Here is a 12,220-nt window from a genome sequence, read left to right as displayed (position 1 = left end):
TAGACACAACACTATTCATTATGAATTGTGGAGTATACCATTCTGGTAGAGCACTAAATAAGAAAGTAACAATTATAATAGAGACCGTTACATGTATGATTCTGCTTTCTTTAAAAGAAAGGTTGTTCTTTTTATCCAAAAATACCACCCATTCCTGACGTCAGTATATCTTCAAATCCGCTGATTTTGCTTCCAATTTTTCCGCTGAATTCCCTACATACATATGGCTTTCTTATATCTCGACCGAATACCACGTCTAAAAAATGGGGTCAGTCCCCCGTCACAATTCTGTCTCGCATTACCGCTGTGTGATAAGCAAGCTAAGAAAAAGAATAAGTTCTCATTTACATTTCCAATTAAAATATAGATGCGAACACTCTCCATAACAAAAGGCAGACGAGCATTAGGTTTTTTTCTTCAATTCTTTCGCTCCCTTTCTTATTTTTTCCCTATTACAAAATAGTGTTCATTGAAACATCTTCTGAGAGAATATTAAATGCTTGGATTTTAGTTCATAAAAAAATTAATAAGCAACTCGCTCTGATGCTTTCTGTTCTTCCTCCTGCTTTTTCAATCGATGATATGCGAAAGCCCCTTGCACACCGCGACCATAAATGGTTAAAATGATCGCTACCATCGTTAAACGTCCAATCCAAAAACCTACTGTTGTATTCTGCATCGTGAATACCATCATGATCTGAGCAATAATATAAAGAACCAGTAAGCCTACTGCGGCTGTCCGACTTTTTTTCACTAATAACCAAATGACCAATGCACAACCGATAAAGACGTCTATAATACTCCATAAATCTAACCCTGGTAAAAACGACTGCCCTAGCGTCACCATCGCTAATAGGAATAATAATTGAATCCCCATAATCACTGCAGCTACAATTCCCATCGTTTTCACTCTTTTTTTTGCATTATTTATATTCATTGCGATGATCTCCCTTCGCTAAAATCCCTAAAAATGGAATGTTGTATTTGTAAAAAAAGCTTGAAAGAAGCTTTCAAGCTTTTAATTTCGTATGTTCTTAGACTGCTATTCTCCATAAGCCGAATAGAATAACTATTATAAGGATTATCCCAAACTTTTTCCAAGAAAAGTTACCCCCATGCATCTTTACTCTGTCTGCTATGGTAATTATCAAAAAAATGCTTAAGAATACAACAACAATAGTTAGGAACTGTGTGTCCTGTGCATTTAATTTTGTTCGACCGTCCATAATAAAATACATATATGACAACCCTACAAAAAATGTACAAAAAGAGAGAGCTAAACTTATTTTCCCTTTTTTACTTAATTCTTTTTTCATTGTATCCTCCTAATTATTCAAAGGTTTTATTTCAGGTGTACTCTTATTTTTCGGAGTAGCATCTTTGGGCGTAGTATCTTTCGGTGCCTCAATATTATCCTCTAAAAAACCTTTATATGGCTCTTCAAAGCTTTTATTAAGTATTTCCTCACTTATTTGATCCATTAGCTGATCTGATTCAGAGGTGCTTGGTGTTGTTCCATATTTTATTAAGTACTTGCTAACATTACCGAAAATCCCATACATCCCTGCACCTGCGGCCATACCTATTAAGATGTTTGTGGTATCCCAAGAGCCTTTAATTCCTTCTACGATAAAATTATCAACACCAGCATATCCACTTGTAATGACACCATACTTTAATATTTCATAAATATTTTTCGACCTCCAAGCATTGGCGATCTGCCCTCCTAATGGCCCTAGTATCCCAGCAGCCATCCCACCGAATGCAGCGTCTATTAAAACGTCACCAATAGTACCTTCTCCAGTTAAAATCATCTTCCCGAACGAGAACCCCCCGGAGACCAATGAACCCACACCCATATTAGTCAACAATCCAGATCCACTAAAATACCTAACCGCCGCCCCCGGAAATGCCCTAGCACTACTTCCCGCTAGCCTTAGTAAGAAAGGCAAGGTCCCTGTACCTTGCGCAATTCCTCCAGCGATTCCCCCGGCAAACGCCCAACTCAGAGCACCAAAGAAGCTATACTCCGCACCTGCATTTGCGGCTGCCCCTTGATATAAGAATCCACCAGCAAGTGCTCCTGCACCTATTACTGCCATCATAATCCATCCAGGAGGGGTGGCCACAAGAGCAATTGCTCCTATTATTGCTCCTGTTGCTATGACTGCAGCGAGTACAGTTTGGGCCCATTCGTTTTCAGCAAACCAGTCACCGACTGCCCCGAAGAAGTCACCTACATCGTCGGCACGGTCACTAAACCAATCTGAGGTGGCATCCCAGGCGTTTTCGAATCCCCCTTTGATTTTATCCCACCGATCCGGCCAGTCTTCCTTGAATTGATTCCATTCATTCGATGCCCAGTCACCGAAATCTCTGACGCCATCTCCAACGTCCTCAATGACGTTTTCTCCAAATTCCAATGCTCTCTTCCACCAAGGTAAGTCTGTCTCACCATCGATCGTTTCACCGCTTTCACTATCTCCTGCTTCAGTCTTACTTACACTGTTCTGATCCATATCCACTTCCCCAACATCTGCGAAAGCCGGCTGAACAAATATGAACAATATGAATGATACGAGTAGGAACAAAAGCAAGTTTTTCCCCATCTGTTTGTGTTGCACCTTACTCCCTCCAGTTCTTTGAGTATTACCGAATTAAACCTGAATCTATAGTATGCTTTCCACTTCTGTTTAAGCTTCAAGAATATCCTTCACCTTGTACATAATTCATCCCTTGAACGAGTAACTGTCTATATTATTTACGTTTTTTACAGAGAAAGAGATTCTGATGCTTTAGATAGAATTTCTATTTTGTGAATATTCTCCTATATCCCCCTGTACTAGTGTAAAGGCGATGGATCATCACCATCGCCTTTACACTAGTACCCCTTTTTCTGCTTTCGAGGGGTATTCAAAAGTTTGTACATACTAATTCCACCCAATACCATGACCACACCAAGCAACACCCTTCTGATCCACACTAATATCATCAAGTAAGGCTGCAGTGAGTCATGACCTGCAAAAAAGCTTAAACCAAATATACACAGCAATAATACAAACATAATGATGCTTAGTACTTTCATCTCTCAAACCTACTTTTCTAATCACATGAAACCGTAAAGCCTTTCGGACTTCCTATTCGAGCAGATGATTCGGATTTTACAGGACTTAGCATATCATCCGATACCGTCACATATTGTCCTTTGCGATCCGTCTCGACATAAATTCGAAAATCTTCCGGGATAAACCGAATATCGACTAAACGGTCGTTCTGATTCTCTTTTGCATATCGTTCTGCCGCTTCTCTTGCACCACTAATATTATCTCTTACCGATTTACAAGCGATCTCACTGACTTCATCTTCTTCAAAAAAGAATTTTAAAGCGGAGTTGGCATCCACTTCTACACTGGAATCCTTAAGCCACTCTTTAATATCGTTTGGCATTGGGCGGCCTAACTCTGCCTCGACCTGACTGATGAAATCATCTAGTAATTCATCAGGAGAAGGTAGATCCTTTGGTTCCTCTTCGTCTTCGGAACCTTCATCCTCTGCCTGTTCAAGAAAATCTTCAAACGATTCTTTTAAGTCATCCAATTTATCCTGTGTTTCATCCCGGAGGTCTTCTTTTAGGGTTTTCCCTGACTCTTTTACAGCTGCAAGGGCTGCTGCATCTGCCCCGGTTTGGGTTACACGTTTGTTAATGAATACATTGGAAAAGTCAAAGAAAATAAAGGCAATGAAGATAGCGGCAATGAGCATGCCGATAATCAGTACCAGCATGCCGCTGCCTCTTTCATTTGTTATATACTCTTTACATTTAGTCATCTGAATCAGCCTTTTCTTCCATTGGCATTACAGCATCTGCCGTAAAATCGAACTCCATTTCATGAATTAGGGGTAGGGATATCACGGGTGCTTTCACCATTACTTCGACCCTTGCTTCCTCATCACCAGGTCCCCCTGTCACATTCTCCACATGAATTCCAAAAGCTGATTTACGGGCAACCTGCTCCCAATCTTCATCATGGATCGCGGCTGCCCTTGCACCATCCCTTGCAGCACTTTCTGCCACTACAATGGAATAAGCAATAAGGGCAACCTGCCATATGATTAACATTCCTAAGATCACCAAAGGGAACATGGCTAGAAATTCTATAGCCTGTGAACCTTTTTCATTTTTGACATGCTTCTTAAAAAGCTTCTTCACGATTTTCCACTCCAATGACGATCAGCTACCACCGCCGCCAATTTTGTTAATCATCTCTTCAAGCTTACTCACAATCGTTCTGCCGATTGACGTATTATCGCCTACCCCTGATGCAATGGCTCCCATTACTGCAAGTACCACCAATCCGAGTGCAACCCACTCTAAGGCCTGGGCTCCTTTTTCATTGTCTACATAACGAGAATAAGTTGCGTTTGCTTTTAACCACATTTTTGTTAGCATGTTGTTTCCTCCTAAGTGTTTTAAATAATATAGATCCTTCTATTGAAGGAAAGACTCCAAACCAAAAGCCTGTGGATTGTAGATGATGTTCAGTACCAACAATCCGATGATTAATCCAAAAACTGCAGGGGCTACAAAGAATGTTGTAACCAGGGTAATCTGAGGACTTGCTTTTGCCGCTTTTTCTTTGGCAATGAATCCTCTGTTAGCCCTTAAATCGTCTGCCTGCAACTTGAATGTCCTCGAAACCGGCACTCCTAAAGATGATCCTTGAATCAAAGCATTGACTAAAGTGTGTAATTCTTTAGAAGAATTTCGTTCTGTAATATGTTCGTACGCTGAAAGGCGCGGAACACCAAGTTCTATTTCTTTGTTGAAACGGTCGATTTCTTCACTTAATGGACCTTCAAACTGCTTGGTAACCTGCTTTAGTGCTCCGTCCAGACTCACTCCGGCTTGAAGTGTCACACTCACCGTATCGAGAAAATCCGGCATCATCACACTGATGGTCTCCTGTCTGTATTTCGCTTTGAAATATAACCAGGCACTTGGGCCAGCAAATCCCCCCAGAACTGAAAGAAGTAAAATCTGGAGAGCGAAAGGCATTCCGATAAAACTGTAAAGACTTCCAAAACCCAACCCTATAAGGGCTAAAACGAAACGAACCCCATAAAACGATTGAAGGTCCATGCCCAGGGGATTTCCTGCTTCTTTCAGCATTTTGTCATGCTTCTCTACGTTGGCAAAGAAAGGATACTTTATTCCGATTGGGCCCGCCTTGATGCCCCACTTAATAATCGGAACCATGATTCGCTGTCTTAAAGAAACTTTTTTCCTTTTCTTCTTTGGGTTATACCCTTGTTCCAATAGGAGGTTTTCCCTCTTAGCGATATAAAGGAATAAATAAACAAATCCTATAAAAAGCATGATTAAAATCAATGAAATCATCACGATTGAAAAAAATCCAACTAGTCTCATTTTCTACACCCTTATATGCGTCAGACGTTTTATTAATACGAAAGCAAACATAACAATTACGGTAAAGATGGCAAAGAGCAGTAATCCAAATGGGGTAAAAAGTACATTTAAAAATCCCTTAATAAAAAGATTCATCATTAAAGCCATCAAAAATGGCATTACCACCAGAATATAAGCAATCGACTTACTTTCAGCTGTAACAGTGGCAATTTCTTTGTGAACCCTGCTTCTTTCTTCCAACGTCTCCGCCATAGTTGAAAGAACTTCTGCAAGATTCCCCCCTACTCTCTGTTGGATCAGAATCGTGCTGACAAATATATTAATGTCATTACTTGCGATCCGTTCCCGAAATTCATTCATGACCAGTTCCAGGCTGTCTCCCAGCTTTAGCTGATGATCCATTTTTCGGAACTCCGCAGCGCTTGGTTCTTTAATATCCCTGCTCACCATTTCAATGGCTTGAGGTATGGTCTGCCCTGCCTTTATACCGTTACTCATCATCCGGCAAATTTCAGGCAGCTGTTTATTAAAGGTCTCTGTTCTTTTATTTTTCCTCGAGTTGAGGAGAAGTTTGGATCCAAATAAGACCATGAGATAAGAAAACAGCAAGGCCATCAATAGGTATAAACCAAATAGAAAATAGTTTAATAGGGTCAAAGCACCGATTGCTAAGAGATAAAGCCCCATATACTCAGAAGGCTTCAGAGGGATACTTCCCTGCACGAGCTTCTTCTCCAGCTCTTCGGATAGCTCAGAACCATCGAATTTATCACCAATGAGGAAGACGAAGCTCCGTCTTTCATTGAGTTCTTCACTCTCGAACCATGAATCTACTCTCTTCCTTGTATCCTTCATGCTTCTATGAGAGATGAAATAGAAGACAGATATGGCGAAGGTGAACATGCTGGCTGTTAAGGTGATCCATGCCATGTTCATGTAAGAGCACCTTCTGTTAAGAGGGATTTATCAAAATCTACACCGTATGAAACGAATCGTTTATAAATGTTTGGTATATATCCCGTTGCTACAAATTCACCTTCAATTGTGCCATCAGCTCTTGTTGCTGTTCGATTGAATCTAAAGATGTCTTTTGCAATAATTTCTCCATCTTCTTCAACCAGTTCTGAGATGTTCACAATTCTTCTCTTCCCATCCGAGAAACGCGATGTTTGCACAATCAAATCAAGCGCACCGACAAAGTAACCGCGAATGACATCAACTGTCAAAGGAAGACCAGACATGATGACCATAGCTTCCAATCGTCCCAATGCATCTTTTGGTGTGTTGGCATGCACCGTTGTTAGAGACCCTTCATGCCCAGTATTCATCGCTTGTAACATGTCAATTGCTTCTGAGCCACGAACCTCCCCGACGATGATCCTGTCGGGCCTCATCCTTAAAGCATTTTTCACAAGATGCCGAATTGTGATTTCTCCTTTACCCTCCATATTCGGAGGACGTGCTTCCAATCTCACTAAGTTATCATAGCTAAAACGAAGTTCGGCCATATCCTCAATAGTGACGACCCTCTCGCCATATGGGATAGAGTCGGATAACACATTCAACAAAGTAGTCTTCCCACTTCCTGTTCCCCCGGAAACAAGGATATTGGTTTTAGCTTTTACTGCTGCCCGAAGAAATTCACCCATATCGTTTGAAAAACTGCCGAAGGATTGAAGATCTTCCAGTGTAAAAGGATCTTTCTTGAATTTCCGGATGGAAATGGATGCCCCGTCGATACTGATCGGGGGGATGACCGCATTTACACGACTTCCGTCTTGGAGCCTGGCATCCACCATCGGCGAACTCTCGTCAATCCTTCTTCCGAGAGGAGCGATGATTCGGTCGATGATATGACGGACGTGCTCATCATCTTTAAACCTGATACTCGTTTCTTCGAGCTTACCTCTTCTTTCGATAAATACCTCAAATGGACCATTCACCATTATTTCTGTTATGGATTCATCGCGTAATAGTTCTTCAAGAGGCCCGTACCCTACGGATTCGTTAATGATCTGCTGAACAATTTCTTCGGTTTGGTCATTAGGGATAATAACCTTCTCTTCATTGATCATTTGCTTGACGAGCCGCTCGATGGTCTTCTTTCGCTCGACCGGGTTCATCGTTGTGATGTTCTCTAAATTTGCTTCTTTGATTAATCTGTTTTTATAGTGCCTAACCCAGACATCGACTTGACTTTGCCCCACATTCCACTGGGTATTTGTGGGTCGTTGAGATGCAGCCTTTTCAACCCAGGACATTTCATCACCTCATTTCTTGATTTATAGTTTCTTCGACATATTTCTTCATATCTTTTGACGCTTTGGAATCCCCTTTATCTTTCTTTTTCTTGAAGAAACTTACACCCATATTCATATAAGGTTGGATTCCGAAATAATCAGAAGAGATTGTTCCATTAACATCCTTGGCTATAATTTTCTCTATATCTTTTTTGTGAAGTTCAGATTTTGAATGAGACCTATTCAGTAAGATGGAGAGAGTACCGTTCATTCCAATTTGAAAGCGTTCGAACAATTCATCTGCATATTTGAAACATCTCATCCCTAAGCTGTCGGGCGTCAATATATAGTGCACCTTTGTGGCCTCACTTAATCCTGTGAAGGTAATGGAATTAATGGTAGAAGGTAAATCGAGAATAATATAGTCATAGTGGGACCTCGCCACTCTGATTATCTTAGAAATTAATTCATCCGATATTTCTTCGGCTTTAGCCGGGTTGGATGGCCCGGTAATGATTGTGACACCATTCTCTTCTTCCACACTAGCTATGTTCTGCAGATGCCTCATTTCCATTTCATCCATAACAGGAATTAGGTCGTAGTAAGAACGTGGGGGTTGCAACCCAAACAAACTGTCGATGGCCCCAAATTGTGCGTTCAAATCCACTAATAGCACCTTTTGGCTATGATGGACACTCAATGACTGAGCCATCATTGCAGCCAATAGCGTCTTTCCACTTCCCCCTTTTGCACTGTAGAAGGCGTGAACCTCTCCCGTACCGTATCCGATTTCTGTCTCTCTGTGAAATTTGATCTGCTCTTTGCTCTCACGGATTAACTCTTCTAATCTATTTTGTTCCTTTGGGAAAACCACCAGATCCTTTGCCCCTGCAATCAACCACTCTCTCGTTTGATCAAAATCCGCTGTTCGTGATAGACCAATCACGAAACTGGAAGTTGTAAACTGTAGCTGATTCGGATATTCAATGGAATCTACATCCACAAAATAGTAATGGTAATGCTGTTGGTTCCCTATTGTTTTTTTCCATTCTGGAGTAACGGTCAGTTCTAATTGATGCTTTTCCTCAATCCCTTTAAAACGTTCACTCCAATCTTGATCCTGTGTAATTAATATGGCATTAAATTTACTCACAATGTCGCATCCTTCCAGATCCACATATTTTCATTAAGCTGCTTTTCAGCCATAAAGTCAGTTAGAAGTTAGACATATCACTGACCATTATTCTGTTTCTTTTGTTCAGCAGCAGGAGTTGTACTTTTAGAATCTTCCTTTTTGGCATCTTTTGCTTGGGTTTCTTTTTGCTGCTCCTTCGGTTTTTCTTCTTTCTTAACCTCAGTTTCTTTTTTTGCTTCAGTACTTACACCTTGGGTAGTCTCTTTATCATCAGCGACTTGGTTGACTCGAAGCACCCTGATTTGTTTAGCGAAATTCTGGTAGTGAATGAGCTTTTCCGCTTCCTCTACGGATAATGAGATCTTTACTCTTTGAGCTGGACCTTCTTCGGGTTTATCATCAGGGGTTTCAATTTGTACGACTGGTACATTGCTTAACAATCGTTTTGTTTCTAATTTCTTATCAATTTCTCTCGACACAATGATGTCTACCTGATCTCCTTCCACAACACCTTGATCAATCAAAACGATCTCTGTTGCATTCAGCCAAACCACCCGCTCATCAGCAGGAATATTAACCTTCTCCCTTATGAGAGTCCCGGTAAGAATATCATCTTCTTTAATATCTACTAGTGAAATAACATTCTTTAATTTTTTTTCATCTGTAATAAAAGATTGATAGGCACTGTTCTTCGGTAGTTCTATCCATTTAATATCTGACGATTTGATCTCATGATAAGATTTGATTTCACCCGCAGCAGCGGCCACCTTGACCGTTTCTCCAAGTCTTTCCTGTGCCTGGCTGATTTGAACGAGGATGACCCCCGCTGCAACAACCGCCAATATAAATGATAATGTCAAAAATATGATAGCTTTTCTTTTTGAGTCGATCATCGACTGTTCACTCCATTATTCTATATTTTCTTGTTGAAGCGGATATAAATAAATGTTATGACTACTTATTGGGAGGGCATCTTCCTCAAGCTGAAAGTACTCTCCTTTTAATTCTTTTTGATTGAATTCCCCATTGGATGTAATGATCCAGTTTTGCGAGGAATGTTTTCGCATGATATCTTCTACAAGTTCATCGACGGTAGAAGCAGTGGATTCGATAACCCTATTCTTTATTAGATAATATTTTTTAGGTTTCTTTTTCCCCATCTTTAAATAAGTCCGTCCATCAAGATACTTAGAACTGGAGGTGATCACATATTCCGTGCGGGTTCCTTCTAATAGAGATGGTATTTCCGGTCTATTTGAAAGTAAATGAAGGGCTAACCCCCGATTAACGGAACCATTCACCAAATAGATGTGCTGGTTGGGGTAGAACCAGTTTTGCAATCTCTTTACCCAAGCAGCAGGTGTGGTATGTTCATCATAAATATATAGAACTTCCCGATCCTGCATGGACCAACCGTATACTTCTTCCAGCATCTCATCTGTTGTAGTCATTGTTAAAGGGAGTTTACCAAACCCCCAACTTTTCTTTCCTTTTTCTAATGCATAAGACAACGAAATTCCTTTTTTGAGAGTTGTTGGCCGGATATGAACTTCCGTTAATAGATTTTTGGGCAACCCTAGTGATTCATCAACTACAATAAACATCATTCATTCCTCTTTCCCTCTTTATTCCATCGCCTTGAATAAGCTCTCCCTCTTATTTTTCACTTTCTCTCTCGCCTCATTCTCGAGCTTCTCCGCAAAATCCTCCATAGTTTGAAGTCTCTCGTCAGCTAAATCTTCTATTTCCATCGCTTTATCACGGTCTATTTTCTCCTGTTTTTGAAGTGATAATATGGCCTTATTAAAAATCGTTCGTTCTTCTGAAGAAAGCTTATCAAATGTTCTTCCCAGGTCATCTACCTGTTGTTGAAGCTCGACGGACCTATTATTAATTTCGATTCCATTACTTGCTTTAGAGAAATTATCTTCTATTTGTTGGACGGCATTATCCAGCAATTCCTGTAGCGAATTCTCGAGTTCTACTTTATTGGCCACAGTAAAGTATTGCCCCTTACCAGCCTCTGCTGCTGACTTTAACTGTTCTTGTCCTTTATCATCGACATCAAAACCAATGATATTGACTTTGATGTTCAAATTCGAGTCCGCCAATTGGCGCGCTTCTTCAACCGGATTGCCGTCACAGGTTTCGACCCCGTCACTGACAACATACACTATGTTCTCTGTGTCATCTCCCGCTTGTTGTTTAAGGTCCTCGTAGGAAGACTTTAACGAAGCTCCCAACGGTGTCCATCCGCTCGGCTTAAACTGAGTCAATGCCTTCTCAAAAGATGACTGATCATATGTATTGGGTTCGTAAACAAGTTCATCACTGGAGCATGATAGTTTTTTATCTTCTTCTGATCCCGTTCCTTTATGCCCATAGACTCTAAGAGAAATCGTAGCGTCTTCTGGAAAACCGGCCGCAAATTTACTGACAGCCTCTTTAGCCAGTTCCATTTTCTGACCGCCACTTACCTCTGCGGCCATACTTCCGCTTGAGTCAATGAGTATGACGACATTCTTTCGTTTTTGATTCTTTTCTTCAATATCATATTTACCGAAATCCGGCTCGTAATTTTTCAAGGTCTGATAGGAATCCGAATAATCCAGGGCAAACCAATTGACCACCCCGTTAAACGTTTCCTCTACACTAAGCCCCTCAGCAGGGAAGTCTTCCATGATATCTTCCACTTTGTCAATGTCCGCTTCAGCCCCATTTTCCACCTTTGTCACAACGTCCTGCATCTTCTCTCCGTATGGTTGCTTGACGATTTCTTCAGGTTCAGTTGGGGCCTCCGGGAAATTCACCGCTTCTTTTTCTTTTTCCTTGTTCACCTCTTCTGAGGATGTTTCTTTAAGGTCTTTCTTAGTTGTTTCTTCTCCTGAACACCCCACTAGACCAATAAGTGAACAGCTGAAGAATAATACAAGTAGTCTCCTCATGTGATTGCTTCTCCCCTTTGTTGTCGATGATCTAAACTTCATTATATTTTTGTATCAAGTTAATCCCTTTTCAATAGACCTATATACGAATAAAAATTGAAGAAGATGTCAAATCCACCCATAAATGATACTTATGTATCACTTTTCAATATTTTGGAATTAACTCAACTCTTATTTACCACGAATTTCATGTTTAAAAACTTTTTAATGTAAAATCCTGATACTTTTTTTCTATATAATAATTATCATTGGTCATCGCGAACGTCAATCCGACAAAGTCTTTGTCGAATCTTGTCTGTTATTATTGGACCATTTTATAAAATTTCCCAAAGGTAAAAATAGGTATTTTGTATAGCTACGAAAGGTTTACTTCGCTTTTATCAACAGGGTATTTGAATTTTATAGTGGTAATTTTTAGGTGTTTTATTACAAGTATTAAAATTGGTAGGTAATTGGAATCATTTGTGAATGA

14 protein-coding genes are annotated in these 12,220 nt (G+C 40.4%); all 14 read right to left on the bottom strand.

The features are described 5' to 3' along the window. Positions 1-523 precede the first annotated feature (523 nt). Complete coding sequence (locus M1J35_RS04285; protein ID WP_254652815.1) at positions 524-937, bottom strand: hypothetical protein; 414 nt, start codon at positions 935-937, stop codon at positions 524-526. Between the two features lie 97 nt (positions 938-1,034). Next, positions 1,035-1,316, bottom strand: a complete 282-nt coding sequence (locus tag M1J35_RS04280; protein ID WP_254652814.1) for a hypothetical protein — start codon at positions 1,314-1,316, stop codon at positions 1,035-1,037. A gap of 9 nt (positions 1,317-1,325) precedes the next feature. Continuing rightward, positions 1,326-2,624, bottom strand: a complete 1,299-nt coding sequence (locus M1J35_RS04275; protein ID WP_254652813.1) for a phage tail tape measure protein — start codon at positions 2,622-2,624, stop codon at positions 1,326-1,328. Positions 2,625-2,881: 257 nt separating this feature from the next. Next, positions 2,882-3,064 (bottom strand): hypothetical protein, encoded by a 183-nt coding sequence (locus M1J35_RS04270; RefSeq protein ID WP_254652812.1) that lies wholly within the window; start codon positions 3,062-3,064, stop codon positions 2,882-2,884. A gap of 38 nt (positions 3,065-3,102) precedes the next feature. Beyond that, positions 3,103-3,828 (bottom strand): pilus assembly protein TadG-related protein, encoded by a 726-nt coding sequence (locus M1J35_RS04265; protein ID WP_254652811.1) that lies wholly within the window; start codon positions 3,826-3,828, stop codon positions 3,103-3,105. Further along, entirely contained in the window at positions 3,821-4,210 is a 390-nt protein-coding gene (locus M1J35_RS04260) for a TadE/TadG family type IV pilus assembly protein (protein ID WP_098351037.1), read from the bottom strand. The genes M1J35_RS04265 and M1J35_RS04260 overlap by 8 nt, the downstream gene beginning before the upstream one ends. A gap of 21 nt (positions 4,211-4,231) precedes the next feature. Next, positions 4,232-4,450, bottom strand: coding sequence for a hypothetical protein (locus M1J35_RS04255; protein ID WP_098351036.1), 219 nt, complete (start codon positions 4,448-4,450; stop codon positions 4,232-4,234). Positions 4,451-4,489: 39 nt separating this feature from the next. Beyond that, positions 4,490-5,428 (bottom strand): type II secretion system F family protein, encoded by a 939-nt coding sequence (locus M1J35_RS04250; RefSeq protein WP_254652810.1) that lies wholly within the window; start codon positions 5,426-5,428, stop codon positions 4,490-4,492. A gap of 3 nt (positions 5,429-5,431) precedes the next feature. Next, positions 5,432-6,364, bottom strand: a complete 933-nt coding sequence (locus M1J35_RS04245) for a type II secretion system F family protein (RefSeq protein WP_254652809.1) — start codon at positions 6,362-6,364, stop codon at positions 5,432-5,434. Beyond that, positions 6,361-7,689: a TadA family conjugal transfer-associated ATPase gene (locus M1J35_RS04240; RefSeq protein ID WP_254652808.1), complete on the bottom strand. Its 1,329-nt coding sequence runs from the start codon at positions 7,687-7,689 to the stop codon at positions 6,361-6,363. The genes M1J35_RS04245 and M1J35_RS04240 overlap by 4 nt, the downstream gene beginning before the upstream one ends. A 4-nt stretch (positions 7,690-7,693) precedes the next feature. After that, positions 7,694-8,821 carry a CpaE/TadZ family protein gene (locus M1J35_RS04235; protein WP_254652807.1) on the bottom strand — a complete coding sequence of 376 codons (1,128 nt, stop codon included), beginning with the start codon at positions 8,819-8,821 and terminating at the stop codon, positions 7,694-7,696. Positions 8,822-8,898: 77 nt separating this feature from the next. Continuing rightward, positions 8,899-9,696, bottom strand: a complete 798-nt coding sequence (locus M1J35_RS04230; RefSeq protein ID WP_254652806.1) for a Flp pilus assembly protein CpaB — start codon at positions 9,694-9,696, stop codon at positions 8,899-8,901. Between the two features lie 15 nt (positions 9,697-9,711). Further along, a complete protein-coding gene (locus tag M1J35_RS04225; protein WP_254652805.1) occupies positions 9,712-10,410 on the bottom strand; it encodes a hypothetical protein in 699 nt (232 codons plus the stop codon). Positions 10,411-10,428: 18 nt separating this feature from the next. Then, the gene (locus tag M1J35_RS04220) at positions 10,429-11,748 is read right to left on the bottom strand and encodes a vWA domain-containing protein (protein ID WP_254652804.1); all 1,320 of its coding nucleotides are present in this window, start codon (positions 11,746-11,748) and stop codon (positions 10,429-10,431) included. Positions 11,749-12,220: the final 472 nt, after the last annotated feature.

Origin of the sequence: Rossellomorea sp. KS-H15a, from assembly GCF_024195245.1 — a bacterium.
Taxonomy (GTDB): Bacteria; Bacillota; Bacilli; order Bacillales; family Bacillaceae_B; genus Rossellomorea; species Rossellomorea vietnamensis.
Note: the sequence above shows the minus strand (reverse complement) of the source record. Positions and strands in the feature narration are given on the sequence as shown.